The following is a 20,046-nucleotide window of genomic DNA, read 5'->3' on the forward strand; positions in this document are numbered from 1 at the left end:
TTATTCCACAGTAGCTCAGTGGTAGAGCTATCGGCTGTTAACCGATCGGTCGTAGGTTCGAATCCTACCTGTGGAGCCATTTTTTTGTTTCAATACATATATATGCTGGCCCGTTGGTCAAGTGGTTAAGACACCGCCCTTTCACGGCGGTAACACGGGTTCGAATCCCGTACGGGTCATTGATTGGAGAATTAGCTCAGCTGGGAGAGCATCTGCCTTACAAGCAGAGGGTCGGCGGTTCGAACCCGTCATTCTCCACCACGGAGGGGTAGCGAAGTGGCTAAACGCGGCGGACTGTAAATCCGCTCCTTCGGGTTCGGCAGTTCGAATCTGCCCCCCTCCATTTTTAAAAGTATTGGGCTATCGCCAAGCGGTAAGGCAACGGTTTTTGGTACCGTCATGCGCAGGTTCGAATCCTGCTAGCCCAGCCATGAGCCATTAGCTCAGTTGGTAGAGCATCTGACTTTTAATCAGAGGGTCAGAGGTTCGAATCCTCTATGGCTCACTAATAAGGCATCTTCCTTTTGGAAGGTGTCTTTTTTGTTCGTGCACATAATTTTATTCACTATTCATAAATATTTGCATAAAAATCCAAGGTTGTATACTATAGTATTTGTGAGACTGAACTGAATGGAAAAGGGGATCTTTATGAATCATAATGTACATATTATTGGTGCCGCAACTGCCTTTGGACAGCCTAGACTTGGTGTGGATTTCGGTCCGGATGCCTTGAGGTATGCTGGTCTTATCCAAACATTGAAGCAATTGGGTCTCTCTGTGACAGACAAGGGAAATATTAGAGGGAATTTCAAGGTCGAGGCAGGGCGTCATAGCATCAAGAATGATGATAATCTGTTGAACTATGATGCTGTAAAGGATTTCAATACTGTACTTGCCGGCTCAGTAGATGCTTCCATTTCAAATGGATATTTCCCATTGATACTCGGGGGAGATCATTCCTTGTCCATCGGATCGCTTGCAGGCATCAGCAGGCACTATGACAATCTGGGAGTCATCTGGTATGACGCCCATGGAGACTTGAATGACAGCAGGACCTCTCCATCCGGAAACATTCATGGTATGCCGCTTGGCATATCGTGTGGGATTGGTGATGCAGCTCTGGTCAACCTCTATGACGAAGGACCGAAAGTAAAACCTGAAAATATTGTGCTTATAGGTATGCGGGACTTGGATGAGGGGGAGAAGGAATATATCCGTGATAATGGTATCCTGACCTTTACCATGATGGATATCAGATCCAAGGGTATTGAGGCTGTAATGAAGGAGGCATTGGACCATCTTGCTGCAAAGTGTGATGGCATCCACCTGTCCCTTGATGTGGACGGCCTCGATCCGATGGAAACCCCTGGGACAGGGACACCGGTGGACGGTGGTCTTTCACTGTCTGAGACCCAGTTGGCGATGGATATACTGAACGATTCCGACAGTATTACGTCAATGGATTTGGTTGAAGTGAATCCTCTTCTGGATGACAGGAATAAAACAGCAGAGAAGGCTGTAGAGATTGCCGCCTCCCTCTTCGGTAAAAAGCAGTTATAGACAAAAAAGAACTGCATCCTCTGGTGGGGTGCAGTTTTATAATATCTAGTCTTCTCCTATGGGCATGATTTGGACCTTGTAGTCCTTTGTATTCTTGGCTCCTTTTTTTTCGGAGTTGTCCTTTACGAAGTTCTTCAGTTCCTTTTTGAACTGCTTGAGGTCATCTTCCTTCATTCTCAAGTTATATGACATGCTGTCTTTCTTCTTTTCATCGGCGCTGTATCTCAGGAGGTCTATATTGGGAACGACCTTTTTCGCCACAGGTTCATAGAACTTCTGAATGATGCTGTTCTTCTCCTCGGTCTTCACTACATGAATAATCCCATTCTTAAGAAGCTCATTCAGATGATAATGGATTTTGGCCCGCGGGATGTCGAGCTCATCAGCAAGCATCTGTCCGGTTTTCGGCTTCTCGGCAAGCATGGTCAGCAGTTCAATCCTAAAAGGGTCGCTGACGCTTTTCAGTTGGGCCAGGTTATCGATAACCAGTAATTTTTTCATGCAGAACACCCCTTATCATGTATATTTATAGTATGATTAAGTATAAATGCGATGTCAATTAAATGAACATTGATTTTGTTTGCTTGGTCACACTTGTAACATTTGTTGCATATTTGCCAATTTGGTATGATGGAACTGTTAAGAAAGTGAAAGGGGCACCATTATGATTGGACAGCGGATCAAGGAGATACGCAATAATAACAATCTGACCCAGGAAGAACTGGCAGACGGCATCATTTCCAGGACGTATTTAAGCTTGATTGAAAAGGGAAGCGTGCATCCTTCGACCAATGTATTGATAAAATTGAGCGAGAGGCTCAACTGCTCGGTCAACGACTTTATGCAGGAAGTTTCTCATTTCAGGTATAATGATGTGGAGATTCTAAGGGAGATTGCCTACTATGAACAGAAGATTGAACAGGGGGACTATTCGTCACTCCATTATTTCATAGAGAAGGAATACGAAGGGGTCGAACAGATTCCTGCACCTGATAGTGGCCGGGTTCATCTACTCTATGCCAAGTATTTCAAGCATACAGGGGACAGGCGGAAGCTGACGATACATATTGATCGGGCACTTGAGTTGCTGTCGACTGTATCAATCAACCAGGCGTATATCGATGCGGTCATTCTCAAAGTAGGGCTGCTGGCTGAAGAAGAAGCACATGAAGCATCACTCGACCTGCTGGAGGATACACTGTACACCATCCTCCATTTTTCCGAATTCGACCTTGGAGTCATCAGAATCATTTTTGAGATCGCACAGTGCTATCATGAGTGTGGGGAATATCTTACATCTTCACGTTTTATTGCACGAATCAAAAAGCATTCCAGAATGCTGAACATCGACTACAGAAGGGATGACCTTTCACTGCTTGAGGGGAAGAATCTTGCCATGCTTGGAAAAGTCGAAGAGTTGGAAACGGTGGCATCACAATCAAGACTTCCGCTGATGCAGCTGTTGAACAGCTATGCAAAATATAGAAATGGAAATATCAGAGCCGCAGAAGAAGGTTTTAAAAATCTTGATTCCGATCCGGAGATGATCAGACAGGATAAAGTCCTATCCAGTATACATGAAGAATTGGAAGAGAGACTCGGATTTATATGAATGATTAAGTGAGGGACGCGTTATGCAGACAGACAATTTTTTTGAGAATGTCACAACGGCAACCATAATTGCAAGCATTGTCGATCTGCTGATTGTATGGTATGTAATATATCTTTTGATTACTGTAATGAAGGGAACAAAAGCCATCCAGCTGATAAAGGGTATATTCCTTATCCTCATCGGCCGGTCAATCAGTAACTTTTTCGATTTGACAACGACAACACAGATGTTCGATACTGTTCTGGAATGGGGTTTCCTTGCGATTATCGTAATCTTCCAGCCGGAGCTGAGGCGCGCACTCGAACAGCTCGGGCGGGGGAGCCTATTCCGTACGAATGGAAATGCAAGCTCCACAACGGAGCAGGACAAACTGAGGGAAGCCATGGTGAAGTCGGTCCGTTACATGGCCAAGCGCCGCATTGGTGCGCTTATCGTATTTGAAAAGGAGACGGGGCTGAAAGATTATATAGAGACCGGCATTCCGATCAATGGAAACATCACTTCCGAGCTGTTGATCAACATATTCATTCCGAATACACCGCTGCATGATGGGGCGATGATCATACAGGGGAACAAGATCGCCACCGCAGCAAGCTATCTTCCTCTATCAGACAGCAGCAAGATTGCCAAGAACCTCGGCACCCGGCACCGCGCAGCTGTCGGAGTGTCTGAAGTGACCGATGCATTCACGGTCGTCGTTTCCGAGGAGACGGGGAATATATCCGTAACCTACGCGAGCAAGCTCACGAAGGAAATCTCTCTCGAAGAACTGGATGAACTGCTTAAGACACACTGGAGCATTCTCCCACCGTTGAAGGAAGGAGGCGGTCTTTTTGCTAGAAAGTAAATGGGGATTGAGATTTGTTGCCCTGCTGCTTGCCCTGTTCATGTTCCTTTCAGTAAATAATGTGTTCGATGAATTCCTCTATTCCAATGGGGAAGCACCGGAATCTGAAGTAATTGAAGGTATGCCTGTGGAAATCCTCTATGACGAGGAGAACCACTATATTTCCGGTGCTCCCGATCAGGTCAATGTACAGCTCTATGGCAATACATCGAATGTAAGAAGGCTTCAGACGACGAGGGATTTCAATGTCTTCCTCGATCTCAGGAACCGGAGCGTCGGTGAATATGAAGAACATTTCACAGTCGAAGGTCTGCCTGAGAACGTGACCGCTGAAGTTGTACCAGAAACCGCCAATGTAAATATCCAGGAACTGGTGACACGGACGTTCGAAGTTCAGGCGGAAGTCAGTGAAAGTCGTGTTGGACCAAACCATGACCTTGAATCTGTACAGATTGAACCCGAAACTGTTACGGTGATGGGTGGGGAAAGCGAAATGAATCGGATACAATATGTACGGGCTACGCTGAACGATAATTCAAGGATTACTGAAAATCGAGTGGAAGAAGCGGAAGTAAGTGTATTTGATACGCAATTCAACAAGCTCGATGTCCGTATCGATCCGACACATGTACGGGTGGAAATCAACGTCGAGGAGCGGAGCAAGGAAGTGTCGGTAAGCTTTGAAGTGAACGGCCAGGTTGAAGAAGGCCATTCACTGGAAAACGTGTCCCTCAATTATGACACGATTGAAGTTTATGGTACGGAAGAAGTATTGGCGGAGTTGGATAATATAAATGTCGGTGTGGATGTGGATGGTCTTACGGAATCCACTACACAGGACGTGGAGATTGATGTACCTGAAGATGTTGACCGGACAGAACCTGCGGTCCTTCAGGCGGATATAGAAATTGAACAGGATAACGGATAATATACTGCATAAAAAAGGAGAACGTCATGGGTAAATATTTTGGAACTGATGGAGTAAGAGGTGTAGCGAACACTGAACTGACTCCAGAACTTGCATTCAAATTGGGTAGATTCGGCGGTTATGTACTGGCAGGTCAAAAAAGCGAGAATAAGACGGTACTTGTTGGACGCGATACGCGTATTTCAGGTGAGATGCTCGAGTCTGCGCTCGTAGCCGGACTGCTTTCAATCGGAGCGGAAGTCATGAGGCTCGGCATCATTTCCACTCCGGGTGTCGCATATCTGACCAAGGAAATGGAAGCGGACGCCGGGGTCATGATCTCTGCTTCCCACAATCCGGTAGGGGATAATGGCATCAAGTTTTTCGGCGCGGACGGCTTCAAGCTCACAGATGACCAGGAGGCAGAAATTGAAAAACTTCTGGATATGGAGGAAGATACGCTCCCAAGACCGACAGGTGCAGATCTGGGCAATAAATCGGACTACTATGAAGGCGGACAGAAATATGTCAGCTATCTCAAGTCGACAGTCGATGAAGATTTCGAGGGCATGAAGATTGCACTCGACGGCGCCCATGGCTCCACCTATTCCCTCGCCCCCTACCTGTTTGGGGATCTTGAAGCGGATACCGTCACTGTAGGCTGCAACCCGGACGGCACAAACATCAATGCAGGTGTCGGCTCCACTAATCCCGACAAGATTGTTGAACTCGTAAAGGAAGAATCGTGCGATTTCGGTTTTGCCTTTGATGGGGATGGCGACAGAATCATTGCAGTGGATGAAAAAGGAAATATCGTGGACGGAGACAAAATCATGTTCATACTGGCCCAGCATATGAAATCTGAAGGCATGCTGAGGGATGACATGGTCGTATCGACGGTCATGAGCAACCTCGGCTTCTACAAGGCATTGGAGGCACATGGACTGAAGAGCGACAAGACCAAGGTCGGTGACCGCTATGTCGTCGAAGAAATGCGATCAGGCGGCTACAGCCTTGGTGGAGAGCAGTCCGGTCATATCATCATGATGGACTATAATACAACGGGTGACGGTCTCCTGACTGGCGTACACCTTGCATCGATCATCAAATCCTCCGGCAAGACGCTGAGTGAATTGGCAGGCCAGGTGGAAACATTCCCGCAGGAACTTGTGAACATCCGTGTCTCCGACAAGTACAACGTAGTGAACAATAATCTTGTCGCAGAAAAGATCGAAGCGGTAGAAAAAGAGATGGACGGCAATGGCCGCGTCCTAGTAAGGGCTTCAGGCACAGAACCCCTCGTCCGTGTCATGGTGGAAGCGGAAACGGAAGAACTGGCGCGACAATACAGTAATGACATCGCAGAAGTGGTCCAAAAAGAGATGGGTCTCGACTAATGAAGGCATAGTACCTCCAAACCTTGGGTTTGGAGGTTTTTTATTCCAAATTATATGGAGAACGCATATTTATATTGAAGTATGGACATTTATCGATTACAATATGGATGGTGAGGACTAAGGAGGGTAGGGTGTATAAAAAAATCGGAATAGCGCCTGGGCAAGCATCGGCTTGCTGACGAGGAGGACAGTGATCGATCATCGGCGGATACTGTCCCGGATACTGAAGTATTCGTGAGGTCAGCTGTTAAAACTGTTGGGTGACCAACGGGACAGAGCACTGGCCAAAAGAAAGATAACCAGAGAGAGAAAGGGCGTTTTTAAATGTGTGGAATAGTAGGGTATATTGGAAATAATGATGTAAAGGAAATATTGCTGTATGGACTCGAAAAGATGGAGTACCGTGGCTATGACTCTGCAGGTATCGGAGTCAGGGATGACAATGAAGTGAAGGTATTCAAGGAAAAAGGCAGAATCAAGGATCTGCGGGAAAAAGTCGATATGGGCTTTGATGCGACAGTGGGCATCGGTCATACAAGATGGGCGACACACGGCGTGCCGAACGTCAAGAATGCACACCCGCACCAGAGTGCGGATGGCCGCTTTACGCTGGTCCATAACGGTGTCATAGAAAACTATGAACAGGTCAGACAGGAGCACATCCCGGATGTCGACCTCGTTTCAAGCACAGATACTGAAATCATCGTGGAGCTCATTTCCAAGTTCGCACATGAAGGCATGTCTACTGAAGAGACCTTCACCAAAACACTGGAAATCCTCCATGGTTCGTATGCGATCGGACTGCTGGATGAGGAAGATCCGGATGTCATCTATGCGGCAAAGAATAAATCTCCGCTGCTGCTCGGTAAAGGTGAAGGCTTCAATGTCATCACTTCCGACGCCATGGCAATGCTGCAGCAGACAAATGAATTCGTCGAACTGATGGATGGCGAAGTCGTTCTGCTCAAAAGGGACGAAATCATCATCAAGGACAAGACAGGCAAGGAGATTGAGAGAGACTCCTATATCGCAGAAATCGATGAAAGCGATACTGAAAAGGGCACATACGACCACTACATGCTGAAGGAGATCAACGACCAACCTGCAGCAATGAGAAAAATCATCCAAGAATATCAGGATGAAGATGAAAATCTCAAGATTGATCCTGAAATCATCGACCAGCTGAAAGATTCGGACCGCCTCTATATCATCGCTGCAGGCACGAGCTATCATGCCGGCCTCATCGGCAAGGAATTCTTCGAGAAATGGGCAGGCGTGCCTACAGAAGTCCACGTCGCTTCAGAGTTCGTCTATAATACGCCACTGCTGTCAGAGAAGCCGCTCTTCATCTTCATTTCACAATCCGGTGAAACTGCAGACAGCCGTGCCGTACTGGTTGAAATCAAGAAGCTTGGACACAAGTCGCTGACAGTGACGAACGTACCAGGGTCTACCCTTTCAAGGGAAGCCGACCAGACACTCACCCTGCATGCAGGACCTGAGATTGCCGTCGCTTCAACCAAAGCCTATACAGCACAGATTGCCGTCCTCTCCATCCTGGCCCAGGTTGCAGCAAGGGAACTTGGAAAAGGTACGGAGATCAATCTGATGCAGGAGCTCGCGAAAGTCACGACGGCCATCACAGCAATCATCGATGATGCACCAATGATCGAGCAGATCGTCAACGAGTACCTCGAGACGACACGCAATGCATTCTTCATCGGGCGGACGATGGACTACTACGTTGGACTCGAAGGGGCACTCAAGCTTAAGGAGATCTCCTATATCCAGGCAGAAGGGTTCGCCGGCGGGGAACTCAAGCATGGTACAATTGCACTGATCGAAGAGAATACCCCGGTCTTTGCACTCGCTACACAGGAGAAGGTGAACCTGAACATCCGTGGCAATGCGCAGGAAGTCGAAGCACGCGGCGCCAAAGTGTGCATGGTATCCATGGAAGGACTGGACCAGGAAGGCGACACATACGTCATCCCGCGCGTCCATGAGATGCTTACACCACTCGTATCCGTAGTCGTGTACCAGTTCATCGCATACTATGCAGCGCTTCACCGCGGCAACGATGTCGACAAGCCGCGCAACCTGGCGAAATCTGTAACGGTTGAATAGTATAAAGTAAGGAAAATAACCTCCAACGGTCTGGACCGTTGGAGGTTATTCTAGTCCTTTGTTAAGCCCATTACGACGGTTACATATAGTATCTATGTCTGGATTGAAAGGGTTATGGATATGAAGAAAACGAATATCGCAATTGTTGTCATTATTACTGTCTTTGCGGCTTCGGTGGGACTCATAACTTTGTGGAATGGCAATGGTAACCCGGAGACAGAAGAAGCATAGGAAGGACCCAATACAGCAGAAGGGGTGGACTACAACTATCCGCCGGAAAGGGCGGAAGAGCTGCTCCAGGAACAGGAGAGGCTGGAAGCGGATATTCTGGCGGAAAGTAGTGGTGGTACACTGGAGGATCCATATGTGAACCTGGACCCTTATGGCCGTAGCCCGCTATCTGCGCTGGTGGTCTTTGGTACGGAAGAGCGCGCCCAAGTTTCCTTCACCGTTCTGGGAAAGGACAGTGAAACGGATATTTCAAATACAATCGAAGGGTTCAGGACACATCACGAGCTTCCCATCGTGGGTCTGTATCCCAGCTATACGAACACGGTGGAAATCATTGTGGAAACGGAATCCGGGGAAACCATGACCAATACTGTGACGATAGTGACAGGGCGCCTGCCCTCTGGCATGCCCGCAGTAGAGATCAAAGAAGCCAAGCCTGAAAAGATGCAGCTCGCTGAAAATGAATTGACTTTCTATGTGCCGAGTACAAGGCATGCATTCGCATTTGATATCAATGGGGACTACGGTGGTATGGAGCGGGCTTCAACAGTCATATCCTGCAGGAGTTGGATAACGGGAACCTGCTTTATTTGAGCAAAGATGACAATAGTGGAAGTACGTATAACCGTCTGTATGAAATAGACTATATCGGCAAGTTGTATAACGCTTTCGATATCAGTGAAGAAGCGGCCGAGCAGGAGGCTGAGGACTTGGAATCGACTCTGATCCATCATGACGTAGCAGAACTGCCGACGGGAAACCTCCTGATGACCGTTAACGATGGGGGTGGCGAATACATGGAAGACATGATGGTAGAGGTGGACAGAAAGACGGGGAAAGTGCTGAAAGTCATTGATCTGAAGGATCTGTTTCCAAGGGAAGTATATGAAGAATACGAAGTCAGGGATGACTTTGGTCTGCGGGACTGGTTCCATCAGAACTCTGTCGTATATGATGAAAGCGATGACAGCATCATCATTTCCGGGAGGCATCAGGATACCGTTATGAAGATTGATTATGAGACGGAAGAAATCATCTGGATCTTGGCCCACCCCGAAGGATGGAGCGAAGAAATGGCGGAGCATCTTATAGAAGGGGAGAATGATGATTTCAAATATCCCGCAGCCCAGCATGATGCCACAATACTGCCCGACTTTGACAACAATCCGGCAACGATAGATGTATTGTTGTTTGATAATAATACTGTGGTCACCCGGGGGGATGAAGAGTCGGCTGGAGAATACAGTGCCGCAACCCATTACAGGGTCAATGAGGAGACATTGGAGGCGGAAATAGTCTGGACCTATGGGGAGGAGCTCGGGGCAGATTATTTCACAAGGATCATAAGCAGTGCGAGATATCTGGAGAACAGTGGCAACATACTGATTGACTTCGGTCATGCCGAGGATGGGGAAAGAAGTTCATTTGTGGAAGTGACCCATGATGCCCAGTCGGAAAGGGTATTCGAAGCCGAAATGACAAGGTTCCGGACAGGAGCGTGGGCCTACCGGGCTGTTAGATATCAATTATACAATGATTTGTGGGAAGAAAGGTTCGCTCTTGAGAAGTAGAAGCGCATGCCCTTATCGTTGTCCCCAGTCAATTTATAGTCACATTTTAAGATGGATCTGATAGGTTTTACACCTTATAAATTTACATTTGATAGGGATGTGGTAAAATAACGGACAATATGTATTAGAAGGAGAAATGACATTAATGAAGAAATTATTATTCAGTTTATCTCTCGGCACATCCATAGCTGTTCTGGCAGCATGTGGTGGCGGAGATGAGTCTGCAGAAAATACAAATGAAGAACCGGAAACACAGGAGGAAGCAGCATCAGGAAATAACGACGAGACGGCCTCAGAAAGCAATGGAGAGGCGACTGGAGAAGGGGAAAGTGCAGGACACCCTGAAATGCCGGAGCCGGATCTGGAAGATGTACCGGATGTTGTTGCTGAAGTGAATGGTGAGGAGATAAGTAAGGAAGATTTCGAACAGTTCTATACTGTACAGTTCCAGCAGGTAGCAATGCAGCAGCAGATGGCCGGAGAGGAAGTCGATCAGGATCAGCTGAAAGAGCAGGTTGTTGAAGGTATGGTTGGTCAGGAGCTGCTCATGCAGGAAGCGGAAAACAGTGATGTCAGTGTGCCTGAAGAGGAAGTCAATGAAACGCTGGACCAGTTGGTTGAACAGAATGGTCTTGAATCCCAGGATGAGTTCTTTACGGCACTGGGGGAGCAGGGCATGTCCGAAGAGGAAGTGCGCTCCCAGCTAGAGACGGAATTGAAGGCCAACAAGTTGATTGCTGAAGAGGCTGGAGATATAGAACCGACCGAAGAAGAACTCCAGACGATGTATGATGAGATGACAAGCATGCAGGAAGAAGCGGGCGAAGGGGAAGTACCTTCCTTTGAAGAAGTGAAACCGCAGCTTGAAGATCAGGTGAAGATGACGAAAGAAGGAGAAGCAGCGCAAGGTCTTATTGAAGAACTGCGTGAAGATGCTGATGTAACCATCCACCTGTAATTATAAGAGTGAATAAAGGACCCCCTCCAGTATCTTTTTATCTGGAGGGGGTCCTTTGCTATTCGACTGCCTTTTCGAAAATTTTGCGGTCGAACGATGCGAAGGTCTCTGCGCCGTTCTCGGTAATATGCACGGACTCTGTAATGGAGACGCCGAAGTTGTCGAACCAAAGGCCCGGCATCAGGTGGAAGGTCATGTCCGGCTGAAGCATGGTATGGTCCCCTGGCCTGAAGCTGATGGTATGCTCTCCCCAATCAGGTGGATAGCTGAGACCGATGGAGTAGCCGATGCGGGCATTCTTAACATAACCATGCTTGCCGATGGTGCGGGTCCACACCTCATTCACCTCCTCGGCTGTAGTCCCGGGAGTCATATGGTAGAGTGTTTCATTGATGCCTTCATTGATTACGTCTGCCACCTCCTGGACATGACCAGGTGCTTTGCCAAGGATCATGGTGCGGGCCATAGGAGTGTGGTACCGCTTATAGCATCCGGCGATTTCGAGCGTCAATATATCGCCTTCATCATATCTTCTGTCGGACCATGTAATGTGTGGGCTGGCTGTCAGTTTTCCGGAAGGAATCATGGGTACCATCGATGTATAATCTCCTCCAAAATCGTCACTTCCGTAGATTTGGGCGTGTGTAATGGCGGCGGCAACTTCATTCTCCCTGACACCGATATTGACAGTATCATATGCCGCCTGCATGGCTTTTTCTACGATTTGGGCAGCGTTGCGCATATAGCTGATTTCCGTATCGCTCTTGATGACCCTGACCCAGCTTACAAGGTTTCCCGTATCTTTCAGCTCAGCGTTGGGCAGGCCGATCTGAAGCCGTTCATGGCACATTGCCGTATAGTAGAATGAATCCATTTCGACACCGATCTTTTTGTCGTCCTGACCACATTCGACCAATACTTCAGCGACATAGTCCATGGGATGCCTGATGGTCGACTGTACATATTCATCCGGATAGAAGCGGATGCTCGATTCCTTCATCCAGGTTGTCATTTCCGCACCGCTGGCATCCATCTGCCTCCCGATCCATATGGGTTCGTCCATATCGATGAATATGAGGACGACCTGATTTACATAGAAGCTCCATGCATCGTACCCCGTCAGGTAGTACATGTTTGAGGGGTTGGAAATAATCAGCCCCTCGACCCCGTACTGCAGCATCTTTTGCTTAGTATTGTTCATTCTGATATCATATTCCTCTTTGGAGAACATGGGCCTCTCCCCTTTATCTGTGGATTGTTGCTCAAAAGCCGGGTGTTATGGATTATGATGGGGTATTGTGGACATTGAGTGCCTGTAGTGCATTTTCAAGGTCCTGCTTCAGGTCGTCGAATGACTCTATGCCCGCAGAATACCGGATGAGTCCCTCAGCGATGCCGAGTTCCGCCCGTTCTTCCGGAGTGGATTCCACATGACTCGTCGTCCGCGCCGGTCCAACTGTCGTTTCGACGGCACCAAGGTTGGCTGCCCTGTTGGCAAATTCAAGCCGCGGCAATACTTCTTTGACGGCATCCATGCCGCCATGCAGGGAGAAGCTGAACATGCTGCCGTACCCTTTCATCTGTTTTTTTGCGATTTCATGGTTTGGATGGTCCTCAAGTCCCGGGTAGAATACTTCCGCTACAGCAGGGTGATCGGACAGATACTCGGCGAGCCTGCCTGCATTCTCCGTCTGCTTCCAGACCCTCAGATCCAATGTCTTCATACCTCTGATCATCAGATAGGCGGCATTGGGATCCATGGTGGCTCCATTGATTTCACGATAGTGGAAGACCTGCTCCACAAGATCTTTTCTTCCGCATAGTACCCCGCCAAGTGCATCCGCATGTCCGCCCAGAAACTTCGTGGCACTGTGGATGACAAGGTCGGCTCCGAGTGACAGAGGGTTCTGCAGAATTGGAGTGGCAAATGTATTGTCCACGACAAGCAGGGCATCCTGTTCTCTGGCAAGTTCTGCAATCCTTTCGATATCAGTAATTTTTACGGTCGGGTTGGTCGGCGTCTCAAGATGGATCAGCCGGCAGCCTTTTCCGATTTCAGTTTCCATTGCCTCGTGATTGCCGGTCTCACACAGTTCAATTTCAATATCGAGTTTCGGCAGGAATTCTGTAAATATCTTGTTGGTTCCGCCATACGTGTCCTTGATGCTGACAACACGGTCCCCGGGTCGCAGGAATGTGTGGAGGGTGTTGCTGATGGCCGCCATACCGGTGGAAAAGCTGGTTGCCGCTTCAGCGCCCTCCATCTGTTTGATCTTATCTTCGAATGAAGCGACGGTCGGGTTCGTATTTCTTCCGTAGATGTGTCCCTCTTCTTCACCAATCGCCACCTGATACCAGTGATCGAGGTCATCATAGTTATAGGCGACGCTGTTGACAACCGGCACCTGGCTGGCTCCGTGCACCCTGTACGCCTTCTCTCCCGCCCAAACAGCTTCTGTTGCATGATCTACATTTCTCTTCATTTCAACACACCCCTTTAATATAATGGAAACGCTTACATAAATATACGTTTAGTGTACTATAACATTAAAAGGGTATATTTATAAATAGAAATGAACTATTTAATGAAGGAAAATTAAAATAGGGGGAATGGTGATGACGGTTTTCGATGAATTCCTCAATGGAATCGAAAATAGGGAGCACAGGGAGAAAGTGGCACATGTCCTTTCATGGGTGCATGACAAATACCCGCATATGGAAAGGGTGGTGAAGTGGAACCAGCCGATGTTGACCGACCACGGTACTTACATCATCGGTTTCAGTGTGGCGAAGAAGCATATGTCGGTTGCTCCCGAGAATAAGGCAATCACAGAATTCAGCAGTGCGCTGGAAGAAGCGGGCTATGGTTATACCAATCAAATTTTCCACATGCCTTGGGACAGGGAGGTCGACTATGATCTCCTGAAGAAGGTCATCGATTTTAATATTGAAGATAAAGCGGGGCTCGATACATTTTGGCGATGATTTAAACATAGTACGGGGACTGGCCATCAGTCCCTGTTTTTTTATGGAAAAATCAAGTCAGATACTTGAAAGTCAAAGAAGGTCAATGTATAATAAAGTTAAGGTCAAAGATAGTCAATAAGAGTGGATTTGAAGATACTGACCTTAATCATCTTAGTGAGCAACATTATTGAATCAGTGTTTCAAAGGTTTTATAATTAATTTATAGTCAAATAAAGTCAAACTAGAAGGTAAGTTTATATATAAGTTGAAGGAGGAACTATTCATGAAATGTCAAAATTGTGGTATCAATGATGCGAATGTCAATCTGGCAATGAACATCAATAACCAGAAGACGCAAGTCCACTTATGTAATGAATGTTTCCGTGAAATCAGAGGCCAGATGATGGGTGGCAGTGATTTCTTTTCCGGGTCTCCTTTCGAAAATTCAGGGTCCAATGATAAATATTTCCAAGGAAATGGCGGCAGCCAGACGGGGACGCGGACAAGACAGAAACAGGGAAGCGGAGGAAACGGCCTGCTGGATCAGCTTGGCAAGAACGTTTCCGATGAAGCGAGAGCGGGCAACATCGACCCGATTATCGGACGTGACACGGAAATCAAGCGTGTCATTGAAACACTGAACAGAAGGAACAAGAACAATCCGGTACTGATCGGTGAGCCGGGTGTCGGTAAGACGGCAATTGCTGAAGGCCTTGCCCTCAAGATTACAGAAGGGGCAGTCCCTGCGAAATTGACGCATAAAGAAGTCTATGTGCTTGATGTGGCATCACTTGTCGCGAATACAGGCATACGCGGCCAATTCGAGGAACGCATGAAGCAGCTGATTGCTGAGCTTCAGGAGCGTAAGGATGTCATCCTTTTCATCGATGAAATCCACCAGATCGTCGGTGCAGGTACGGCAGAAAGTTCACAAATGGATGCAGGCAATATTCTGAAGCCGGCACTGGCACGTGGTGAAGTGCAGATTATCGGTGCGACGACATTGAAGGAATACCGCCAGATTGAAAAGGATGCGGCACTGGAACGCCGTCTGCAGCCGATCATCGTAAAAGAACCGACGCTGGAGGAAGCGGAGCAGATTCTCCAGGGCATCAAGGACCGCTACGAAAAATTCCATGAAGTACGCTATTCCGATGATGCCATCCATGCATTTGTTACACTGTCCGACCGCTATATCCAGGATCGTTTCCTGCCGGATAAGGCAATCGACCTTATGGATGAAGTCGGTTCACGACTGAATCTCTCCAATGCGGAAAGTGACTCGAACTCGATTCAGCAGCGGCTGAATGAGATTGCCCAGGAAAAAGAGGAAGCGGCAGAGCGTGAAGAGTATGAAAGGGCAGCCAACCTCAAGTATCAGGAAATACAGCTTGAAAAACAGCTGGAGAAAGCCAAGGACAAGGAACAGGTGCTCGATGTCGAGGTTTCAGACATTCAACTGATCGTTGAAGAGAAGACAGGCATCCCTGTGACGAAGCTGCAGGCTGATGAGCAGAAGAAGATGCGCAACCTGGAGGGCGAGCTTGCCAAAAAGGTCATCGGACAGGAGGAGGCCGTGGGCAAAGTAGCCAAAGCCGTGCGCCGCAGTCGTGCAGGACTGAAGTCCAAGCACCGTCCGATCGGTTCATTCCTGTTCGTCGGGCCGACCGGTGTCGGTAAGACGGAGTTGACCAAGGCACTGGCTGAAGAGCTTTTCGGCTCCCGCGAATCGATGATCAGGCTCGACATGAGCGAGTACATGGAGAAGCACACCGTGTCCAAAATCATCGGTTCACCACCGGGATACGTCGGACATGAAGAAGCGGGACAGCTGACGGAGAAAGTCCGCCGGAACCCTTACAGCATCATTCTGCTGGATGAGATAGAAAAAGCCCATCCGGATGTACAGAACATGTTCCTGCAGATCATGGAAGATGGTCATCTGACAGATTCCCATGGCCGTACGGTCAGCTTCAAGGATACTGTCATCATCATGACAAGCAACGCAGGTACGGGTGTGAATACAGCAAGCGTCGGTTTCAATCCGGACAAGCATGAATCGGTATCGACGCTGGACAACTTGAGCGACTACTTCAAACCTGAATTCCTGAACCGCTTCGATTCCATCATCAACTTCAATGCGTTGACTGAAGACAACCTGATTGAAATTGTCGATCTGATGCTTGCAGAACTTCAGGAGACTGTCGAAGAGAACGACATCAGCATCTCAATCACGGATGAAGCCAAGCGTGAGCTTGCGAGACTCGGCTATGACAGACGATTCGGTGCGAGACCGCTCCGCAGGGTCATCCAGGATAAGATTGAAGACCAGCTGACCGATCTCATCCTGGAAGAAGAGATTGTAGATAGTGTGAGAGTACAGATGGAAGATGAAGAGATTGCAGTTGTAAGAGGTTGATTCATCAATTGTATATAAGGAAAGGCTGCCGCCCCTCCCATGGGACGGCGGCCTTTTCTATTATCTGGTGTTGTTTCGCATCTGCAGCAGGAGGGAAGAGTGTTGCAACAATACTCTAGGAGGAGATACTGTGAAGGAGCATCAGTTATATATAAATGGTGAATACACTGCGTCCACCGGAGATGAGTGGCTGGACATCATCAATCCGGCAACGGAGGCAGTGATATCGAGGACACCAAAAGGCACATCAGAAGATGTGGACAAGGCAGTGGGAGCGGCTTCGCGGGCTCAGGCTGCATGGGAGCAGATGCCGAACATTGAACGGGGCAAAATTGTACGCAAAATGGGTGAGAAGATTGCAGAAAGAAGGGAGACATTCATCGACCTGCTTCAGGAAGAGCAGGGGAAGGATTATGAACTGGCAAGCGGTGAAGTGGATCTGGCAATAGACTATTTCGAGTATATGTCCGAATGGGCAAGAAGAATTGAAGGGGACATTGTACCGAGTGACCGTTCAAATGAAAACATCCTTGTCTACAAAAAACCGATCGGGGTGGTGGCCGGCATCATTCCGTGGAACTTCCCAGTCTTCATCCTGGCACGGAAAGTGGCCACTGCACTGATGACGGGTTGTACCGTTGTAATAAAGCCGAGCCAGCATACGCCGAACACGACGATGGAATTCACCAGAATCGTAGATGAGATGCCGGAGGTGCCTGCAGGCATATACAATGTCGTAACAGGTGCAGGCTCTGAAATCGGCAATGCCCTGGCTTCACACAAGGATGTGCACATGGTGACGATGACGGGCAGCATCACCGCAGGTACAAAAGTGATGGAGGCAGCGGCTCAGAACATTACAAAAGCGAATCTGGAGCTCGGAGGGAAGGCACCTGCCATAGTTACTGAAAATGCCGACCTTGACCTTGCGGCAGAAGAAATCACGACTTCGAGGCTTGCCAACAATGGCCAGGCTTGTACAAATGCTGAGCGTGTCTATGTACATGAGAATGTGGCCGAAGAACTGACCCGTAAACTCAAGGAGAAGTTTGAAGCGAAGACATTTGGTGATCCACGCAAGGACAAGGAAGCGGATCTTGGGCCGCTCGTCAACCAGGACCGTCTTGAGACAGTGGACGAAATGGTACAGAATGCTGTCTCAGCAGGGGCTGAAGTGGTTACAGGCGGCGAGGCCGCGGATGTTGACGCAGGATTCTTCTATAATCCGACGATCCTGACGGGTGTTACCCATGAATCTGATATCATGACAGACGAAATATTCGGGCCGGTGTTGCCCATATCTACTTTCAGCACATTGGATGAAGCCATTGAAAAAGCCAACGATACAGTATATGGGCTATCCTCATCCGTCTACACGGAAGATCTGAACGAAGCGATGCGGGTTGTCAATGAGATGAAGTTCGGAGAAACCTACGTCAACCGTGAAAATTTCGAAGCTGTCCAGGGCTATCATGCCGGCATGCGCCAGTCGGGCCTTGGGGGTACAGACGGCAAGTATGGCGTAGAGGATTTCCTTGTGACACAGGTCGTCTATATGCAATATAGAGAAAACAAAAAATAAAATATTAAGAATGGGGTGCAGTGAATTTCTGCACCCCTTTAATTTAAAATGAAAATATTATTCCCTCGGTTTTGGCATTTGGATGATTGTATCGATGCCGGATGGACAACTCATTGTTCGAAAAGTGTTATAATACACTAAAAGCCTTGTTTACATAAATGAGTGTGAAGCATGCGTTCCCAATAGAAGAGGAGGGGTGTCATGAAAAATCAGGCAATGGTCAAGAAATTCGACAGGCAGTCAAAAACGTATGACAAGAGAAGGGGCAACGATCCTACAGATAAATACCGTGCACGCATCATCCCGGAAGCTGAAGGAAAGGTTTTGGAGGTAGGCATTGGTGCCGGAGGGAATTTCCCATACTACGAAGCGGATATTGAGCTGACAGGCATCGACTTCAGCTCCAAAATGATTAATGCGGCACAGGAAGCTGCATCAGCCTATCCTTTTGAAGCGACCCTGTTCGAGGCGGATGTAGCGGAGTTGGAGTTTGATGAAAACAGTTTTGACACAATCGTCTCCACGCTTTCATTCTGTGCCTATGAACACCCTGATGATGTACTCGACAGTTTCAGAAAGTGGTGCAGGCCGGAAGGGACGATATTGATGATGGAGCACGGCAAGAGTACGAACCGTCTGCTTGCAGGCGCGCTGAATATAGTGGACCCGGTTTCGATGAAGGTGCTCGGCTGTCATCAGAACAGGAATATATCAGAAATCGTAAGGCGTTCCGATTTGAAGATCATGAAGGAGGAGAGGCATCTGGCCGGCTGCCTGTATATGCTGTGGATAAAACCCTGAATAATGGTAAAATCAGGGCAGGAGAACATCTTCTGCCCTGTTTGAATGTATGATATTCAGGGAATGGAGCAAATAGCAGAAAGGGAAAGGAGTCCATATGAAACGCTTTAGACTTTTGGTGGCGGCAGTAATGCTGACTACATTGATGGCAGCATGTGGAATGAACAATGATTCCGATGAGTTTGATCAGCAACAGACGATAAATGATACGATGGACCAGCAGGGCCAGGGCGGATCTGATGGAAACAGCCAGGAGTAACATCTACATAATAGTTATTTTTAAAAGCGGTCGGATATGACCGTTTTTTTGGTGCCATTTAATATAGGCAGCCTGGGAAATGAGTTTAGGTTCATATTTTATGGGAATCGAATATATAAGACAGATTGTAAAGGGGTATGTCATGAAAATCTGGAAACTTTTATTTTTGACGCTGATAGTCGGAATCGTAATGGCAGCCTGTGGCGGCAATGAGGAACCGGAAGCGGAAGATCAGGAAAGGGTGGATGAAACGATTGACGAAGAAAGGAATGATGTCGCCGAGGAGACGAATGAGAGCGCTGAAGAAGAAGTCGTCCTTATGAACAATGAGGGGGAGGAGACCGCGACTGCTACACTGAGTGAAGGTGAGCATGGGGTGAATATTGAGCTTATAGGAGAAAACCTCCCTGCCGGTACACACGGTTTCCATATTCATGAGACGGGAAGCTGCGAGCAGCCCGACTTCGAATCAGCCGGTGGACACTACAACCCGACAGATGCCAACCATGGATTTGACGATCCTGAAGGACCACATGCCGGTGACATGGAAAACATAGAGGTTGCTGAAGATGGCACTATAAACACGGAAGTCACAGCAGATATGGTGACGATGGAAGAAGGTCAGGAGACTACGCTCTACCCGGAAGGCGGTACGGCACTCGTCATCCATTCCGGTGCTGATGACTATGAAAGCCAGCCTTCAGGCGATGCAGGAGAACGTATCGCCTGCGGGGTGATTGGAGAATAGAGGCATGGAAAATTCCGGAGGACGGAAATGACCTCCGGAATTTTCTTTTGAGCTATTCGT

The 20,046-nt window shown here is 48.0% G+C and carries 18 protein-coding genes and 6 tRNA genes; 21 read left to right on the top strand and 3 right to left on the bottom strand.

Going from position 1 to position 20,046, the window contains the following annotated elements; translation table 11 throughout:
- The first annotated feature begins 4 nt into the window (after positions 1 to 4).
- The 7 genes from BO53_RS0107975 (at position 5) to rocF (ending at position 1,560) form a co-directional block, all read left to right on the top strand.
- Positions 5 to 79: transfer RNA gene (locus tag BO53_RS0107975), tRNA-Asn, on the top strand.
- Positions 80 to 107: 28 nt separating this feature from the next.
- Positions 108 to 179: transfer RNA gene (locus BO53_RS0107980), tRNA-Glu, on the top strand.
- A 6-nt stretch (positions 180 to 185) separates the two neighbouring features.
- Positions 186 to 261: transfer RNA gene (locus BO53_RS0107985), tRNA-Val, on the top strand.
- Between the two features lies 1 nt (position 262).
- A tRNA-Tyr gene (locus BO53_RS0107990) sits at positions 263 to 343 on the top strand.
- 13 nt (positions 344 to 356) lie between these two features.
- A tRNA-Gln gene (locus tag BO53_RS0107995) sits at positions 357 to 431 on the top strand.
- Position 432: 1 nt separating this feature from the next.
- A tRNA-Lys gene (locus BO53_RS0108000) sits at positions 433 to 505 on the top strand.
- Between the two features lie 143 nt (positions 506 to 648).
- Positions 649 to 1,560, top strand: coding sequence for an arginase (rocF, locus tag BO53_RS0108005; protein WP_031547125.1), 912 nt, complete (start codon positions 649 to 651; stop codon positions 1,558 to 1,560).
- Between the two features lie 45 nt (positions 1,561 to 1,605).
- Here rocF and BO53_RS0108010 read toward each other — a convergent pair whose 3' ends face one another.
- Positions 1,606 to 2,061, bottom strand: coding sequence for an ArsR/SmtB family transcription factor (locus tag BO53_RS0108010; RefSeq protein ID WP_031547126.1), 456 nt, complete (start codon positions 2,059 to 2,061; stop codon positions 1,606 to 1,608).
- Positions 2,062 to 2,224: 163 nt separating this feature from the next.
- On the opposite strand from BO53_RS0108010, the gene BO53_RS0108015 reads away from it, so the two are divergent.
- From BO53_RS0108015 to BO53_RS0108050, 8 genes are all read left to right on the top strand, one after another.
- The gene (locus tag BO53_RS0108015; protein ID WP_031547127.1) at positions 2,225 to 3,172 is read left to right on the top strand and encodes a helix-turn-helix domain-containing protein; all 948 of its coding nucleotides are present in this window, start codon (positions 2,225 to 2,227) and stop codon (positions 3,170 to 3,172) included.
- Between the two features lie 22 nt (positions 3,173 to 3,194).
- A complete protein-coding gene (gene cdaA / locus BO53_RS0108020; protein WP_031547129.1) occupies positions 3,195 to 4,019 on the top strand; it encodes a diadenylate cyclase CdaA in 825 nt (274 codons plus the stop codon).
- Complete coding sequence (locus tag BO53_RS0108025) at positions 4,006 to 4,947, top strand: CdaR family protein (RefSeq protein ID WP_031547131.1); 942 nt, start codon at positions 4,006 to 4,008, stop codon at positions 4,945 to 4,947. The genes cdaA and BO53_RS0108025 overlap by 14 nt, the downstream gene beginning before the upstream one ends.
- Positions 4,948 to 4,973: 26 nt before the next feature.
- A complete protein-coding gene (gene glmM, locus BO53_RS0108030; RefSeq protein ID WP_031547133.1) occupies positions 4,974 to 6,323 on the top strand; it encodes a phosphoglucosamine mutase in 1,350 nt (449 codons plus the stop codon).
- Positions 6,324 to 6,647: 324 nt separating this feature from the next.
- A complete protein-coding gene (glmS, locus tag BO53_RS0108035) occupies positions 6,648 to 8,450 on the top strand; it encodes a glutamine--fructose-6-phosphate transaminase (isomerizing) (protein WP_031547134.1) in 1,803 nt (600 codons plus the stop codon).
- A 255-nt stretch (positions 8,451 to 8,705) separates the two neighbouring features.
- The gene (locus tag BO53_RS13585; protein WP_051683068.1) at positions 8,706 to 9,275 is read left to right on the top strand and encodes an aryl-sulfate sulfotransferase N-terminal domain-containing protein; all 570 of its coding nucleotides are present in this window, start codon (positions 8,706 to 8,708) and stop codon (positions 9,273 to 9,275) included.
- The gene (locus BO53_RS13590; protein WP_245608219.1) at positions 9,248 to 10,252 is read left to right on the top strand and encodes an aryl-sulfate sulfotransferase; all 1,005 of its coding nucleotides are present in this window, start codon (positions 9,248 to 9,250) and stop codon (positions 10,250 to 10,252) included. The genes BO53_RS13585 and BO53_RS13590 overlap by 28 nt, the downstream gene beginning before the upstream one ends.
- Positions 10,253 to 10,397: 145 nt before the next feature.
- Complete coding sequence (locus tag BO53_RS0108050; protein ID WP_031547135.1) at positions 10,398 to 11,210, top strand: SurA N-terminal domain-containing protein; 813 nt, start codon at positions 10,398 to 10,400, stop codon at positions 11,208 to 11,210.
- A 58-nt stretch (positions 11,211 to 11,268) separates the two neighbouring features.
- On the opposite strand, the gene BO53_RS0108055 is transcribed toward BO53_RS0108050, so the two are convergent.
- Together BO53_RS0108055 and BO53_RS0108060 are read right to left on the bottom strand one after the other, a co-directional pair.
- Entirely contained in the window at positions 11,269 to 12,441 is a 1,173-nt protein-coding gene (locus tag BO53_RS0108055) for a M24 family metallopeptidase (RefSeq protein ID WP_031547136.1), read from the bottom strand.
- 52 nt (positions 12,442 to 12,493) lie between these two features.
- Positions 12,494 to 13,693, bottom strand: coding sequence for a cystathionine gamma-synthase family protein (locus tag BO53_RS0108060; RefSeq protein WP_031547138.1), 1,200 nt, complete (start codon positions 13,691 to 13,693; stop codon positions 12,494 to 12,496).
- A 133-nt stretch (positions 13,694 to 13,826) separates the two neighbouring features.
- Here BO53_RS0108060 and BO53_RS0108065 point away from each other — a divergent pair, with 133 nt between their 5' ends.
- The 6 genes from BO53_RS0108065 to BO53_RS0108090 all read left to right on the top strand — a co-directional run bounded on the left by BO53_RS0108065 (position 13,827) and on the right by BO53_RS0108090 (position 19,986).
- Positions 13,827 to 14,195, top strand: a complete 369-nt coding sequence (locus BO53_RS0108065; RefSeq protein ID WP_031547139.1) for an iron chaperone — start codon at positions 13,827 to 13,829, stop codon at positions 14,193 to 14,195.
- A gap of 265 nt (positions 14,196 to 14,460) precedes the next feature.
- Entirely contained in the window at positions 14,461 to 16,596 is a 2,136-nt protein-coding gene (locus BO53_RS0108070) for an ATP-dependent Clp protease ATP-binding subunit (RefSeq protein ID WP_031547140.1), read from the top strand.
- A gap of 130 nt (positions 16,597 to 16,726) precedes the next feature.
- Complete coding sequence (gene aldA / locus BO53_RS0108075; protein WP_031547141.1) at positions 16,727 to 18,178, top strand: aldehyde dehydrogenase; 1,452 nt, start codon at positions 16,727 to 16,729, stop codon at positions 18,176 to 18,178.
- A 201-nt stretch (positions 18,179 to 18,379) separates the two neighbouring features.
- The gene (locus BO53_RS0108080; RefSeq protein ID WP_031547142.1) at positions 18,380 to 18,979 is read left to right on the top strand and encodes a class I SAM-dependent methyltransferase; all 600 of its coding nucleotides are present in this window, start codon (positions 18,380 to 18,382) and stop codon (positions 18,977 to 18,979) included.
- Between the two features lie 97 nt (positions 18,980 to 19,076).
- On the top strand, positions 19,077 to 19,238 hold the full coding sequence (locus BO53_RS13890) for a hypothetical protein (RefSeq protein ID WP_156956119.1): 162 nt from the start codon (positions 19,077 to 19,079) through the stop codon (positions 19,236 to 19,238).
- A gap of 142 nt (positions 19,239 to 19,380) precedes the next feature.
- Entirely contained in the window at positions 19,381 to 19,986 is a 606-nt protein-coding gene (locus BO53_RS0108090; protein WP_031547143.1) for a superoxide dismutase family protein, read from the top strand.
- Positions 19,987 to 20,046: the final 60 nt, after the last annotated feature.

This window comes from Salinicoccus luteus DSM 17002 (assembly GCF_000712035.1).
Classification (GTDB): Bacteria; Bacillota; Bacilli; order Staphylococcales; family Salinicoccaceae; genus Salinicoccus; species Salinicoccus luteus.

Bases quoted from the DNA above. Each gene is read 5' to 3' on its own strand.
- BO53_RS0108080 (WP_031547142.1), top strand. From the start codon at position 18,380: ATGAAAAATCAGGCAATGGTCAAGAAATTCGACAGGCAGTCAAAAACG.
- glmM (WP_031547133.1), top strand. From the start codon at position 4,974: ATGGGTAAATATTTTGGAACTGATGGAGTAAGAGGTGTAGCGAACACT.
- cdaA (WP_031547129.1), top strand. From the start codon at position 3,195: ATGCAGACAGACAATTTTTTTGAGAATGTCACAACGGCAACCATAATT.
- glmS (WP_031547134.1), top strand. From the start codon at position 6,648: ATGTGTGGAATAGTAGGGTATATTGGAAATAATGATGTAAAGGAAATA.
- BO53_RS0108060 (WP_031547138.1), bottom strand. From the start codon at position 13,693: ATGAAGAGAAATGTAGATCATGCAACAGAAGCTGTTTGGGCGGGAGAG.
- BO53_RS13890 (WP_156956119.1), top strand. From the start codon at position 19,077: ATGAAACGCTTTAGACTTTTGGTGGCGGCAGTAATGCTGACTACATTG.
- BO53_RS0108010 (WP_031547126.1), bottom strand. From the start codon at position 2,061: ATGAAAAAATTACTGGTTATCGATAACCTGGCCCAACTGAAAAGCGTC.
- rocF (WP_031547125.1), top strand. From the start codon at position 649: ATGAATCATAATGTACATATTATTGGTGCCGCAACTGCCTTTGGACAG.
- BO53_RS0108090 (WP_031547143.1), top strand. From the start codon at position 19,381: ATGAAAATCTGGAAACTTTTATTTTTGACGCTGATAGTCGGAATCGTA.
- BO53_RS0108015 (WP_031547127.1), top strand. From the start codon at position 2,225: ATGATTGGACAGCGGATCAAGGAGATACGCAATAATAACAATCTGACC.
- BO53_RS0108055 (WP_031547136.1), bottom strand. From the start codon at position 12,441: ATGTTCTCCAAAGAGGAATATGATATCAGAATGAACAATACTAAGCAA.
- BO53_RS0108065 (WP_031547139.1), top strand. From the start codon at position 13,827: ATGACGGTTTTCGATGAATTCCTCAATGGAATCGAAAATAGGGAGCAC.
- BO53_RS0108070 (WP_031547140.1), top strand. From the start codon at position 14,461: ATGAAATGTCAAAATTGTGGTATCAATGATGCGAATGTCAATCTGGCA.
- BO53_RS0108050 (WP_031547135.1), top strand. From the start codon at position 10,398: ATGAAGAAATTATTATTCAGTTTATCTCTCGGCACATCCATAGCTGTT.